General features: G+C 44.0%; 1 protein-coding gene and 2 pseudogenes. 1 reads left to right on the top strand and 2 read right to left on the bottom strand.

The window, feature by feature from the left end; translation table 11 throughout:
• Positions 1-1,087, bottom strand: a pseudogene (locus tag B3O33_RS09895) (mechanosensitive ion channel protein MscS); the annotation flags it as partial.
• A gap of 180 nt (positions 1,088-1,267) precedes the next feature.
• Positions 1,268-1,747: a histidine phosphatase family protein gene (locus B3O33_RS09890; protein WP_292361585.1), complete on the bottom strand. Its 480-nt coding sequence runs from the start codon at positions 1,745-1,747 to the stop codon at positions 1,268-1,270.
• A gap of 172 nt (positions 1,748-1,919) precedes the next feature.
• Here B3O33_RS09890 and B3O33_RS09885 point away from each other — a divergent pair.
• A pseudogene (locus B3O33_RS09885) lies at positions 1,920-2,360 on the top strand (hypothetical protein); the annotation flags it as partial.

The following is a 2,360-nucleotide window of genomic DNA, read 5'->3' as shown; positions in this document are numbered from 1 at the left end:
ACATCATCGGCAAGGCATCCTCCGGACGAAGTAATAATGCTCCCGCCATTACGGCAAAATAAACAATACCCAACACATGCCAGCTGCGCGCAAGAATTCCCAGACTGACCCGTGAAAAACTAAAGGTGGACTGCTGCGCGTGGAATAACAAACGTTGTTTGACTAACATGCGGTTTTGCATGATCACCAGGACGGCATAGATAAATGCACTTAATACCACCAATACACTGACCAACTGGCCAATCACCGGATTAATATTCAGATTGACAAGTGGCACCACCAATAGCATGCCGTAGCCGATATAATTGGTTAAACGCACCAGCCAGATATGCCAGTATGTCGCACTTTCAGCTGAGATGGGTAATAAACGCAAAGCATCATCCCGCCCAGCAAAGACGGTTCTCAGAATCACTTTGAATATTTCAATCGCCAGAAAGGCATTCAGAAATAGCGATTGACTGACATTCATCTCACCATTACTGCCAATGGCAAATAAAGCCACAGCATAACCGGCTACCCATGCCAAAATAACGGTTAGTAAATCAACAACTGCAGCCAGTAAAATCGCGCTGAATTTTCGAAAAACCGGATATTCGCCATCTGCTTCAGCCCAGTTATTGGCACGGCGAAAAGCATGGCGTGCCAGACTGCGCAGCACGTAAAACATCAATAACGTGGCAGCAATCACGACGACCAGAAAGAAGATTTCATCCAGTATCAGCTGCCAATCAAACGCGCTTTCTTGATCCGAATCCGTTCCGGTTAAAGCAGAAAAACCCGCACTCACTGTTGAAACAATTTCCTGGGCGACGGCTTGGGTTTTATTAGCAATTTGCCGGGCAAAAGTGGGCTCAGCTACCAGACTGACTGAATCAGTCTCTTTATCCATCGCGCCTGCGGCTTCGGCCAAATCACGCAGTTCGGTAATGAGTTTTTCACGTGCCTGCTCATTTTCAAGCGTATCGGCAAGTGCCGAGTAATGCGTTTCGTTATTGGATGAAGCAGCAGGTTCAGCCCATACCATGTCGGTAAAACTGAAGGCTAACAACAATGTCATCAGCAGACCCGAAGTTAACTTCCATTGCATATCAAAAATCCGCACGATGCTGAGATCTCCCTTGTTTGGTTTCGTTATTTTTTAATCGATTGCAAGCCTAAAGGCTTGAGACTGATGCCATTAGTAAATTTTTCCGGAATCCGAAAGCATTTTACTGAGCCGGCTAAAAGCGAGTGTTTGTGTTAAAGGACTCTAACAGGGCAAAAGGGTTCATTGCAAAACCGATACAATTTCCAACGCCTCATTTTCATCCACTTCCACTATGACCCCTTCACCGGATAAGATGAACTCATCTAACAGCCCGGAAATATTAACCTGATGAGTAATATAAATTCGGGGTTTCTCTGTTTGCTGCTGAACAATATGTGTCTTCCAGTCCTGCAGAAATTGTTTTTTTAAATGGCGATTTGATGCATGAAAAAACGAATTCAATGCCGTCAGCTTTTGGGGACTTCCAAAGCCCAGTAGTTCCGCTGTTTCCAGACAACGGCACCATTCACTTGAATAAACCTCTGCATCGCTGATACCCAGATCACGAAGTTTATCGCCCAGCTCAATGGCTTGTTGTCGGCCTTGCTCAGATAAATTACGTTGTGACTGGCAATCTTCCAGTTCGAATCCCGGCGGATCACCTACTCCAGGAGCAAGCGCATGCCGGAAAATAATGATTTGCTCGGCAAAAGCTTGCACGGGCAAGAATCCCAAAACGAAGAAAACTATTCGCAAATATGTCATTTGTTCGCAGTCATACAGTCAAACTCATTTTTCAATTGAGATTATTAATGAACATACGTAATTTAAAGGAATCACATGTGTATGATTCCATTAGGTTCAAACAGTTCATTTGAGTACCGGAGCCAATATGCCCGAAACATCCATGTCACGAAAACTTACTCTTTTTTTACAGTTTCTTTTGTTTATCGGGCTGGCCGGGGCAATTTGGGAACAACAATGGCTTAATGTGGTGATTACCACCGGCATAATCATCATCACATTATTCCCGATTTTGCTCGCCAAAAAATTCAATGTGCATGTGCCACCTGTATTTCAGCTGATGGCAATCGGCTTTATTTTCGCGTCAATTTTTTTAGGTGAAGTTCATGGCTCTTACACCCGTTTCTGGTGGTGGGACATTGCACTGCATACTACTTCAGGATTTTTGCTGGGAATTACAGGTTTTCTTCTGGTTTATTTACTGAATGAAAATGACAGTATTCATATGCAGATGCAGCCCGGATTTGTGGCGTTTTTTGCTTTTATGTTTGCGCTGGGAATGGGGGCTTTGTGGGAAATATTTGAATTT

It is taken from the genome of Methylophaga sp. UBA1464, assembly GCF_002325665.1.
In the GTDB taxonomy this organism is placed as follows: Bacteria; Pseudomonadota; Gammaproteobacteria; order Nitrosococcales; family Methylophagaceae; genus Methylophaga.
The sequence above is the reverse complement of the archived record's forward strand: the minus strand, read 5'-3'. Positions and strand labels throughout refer to the sequence as shown.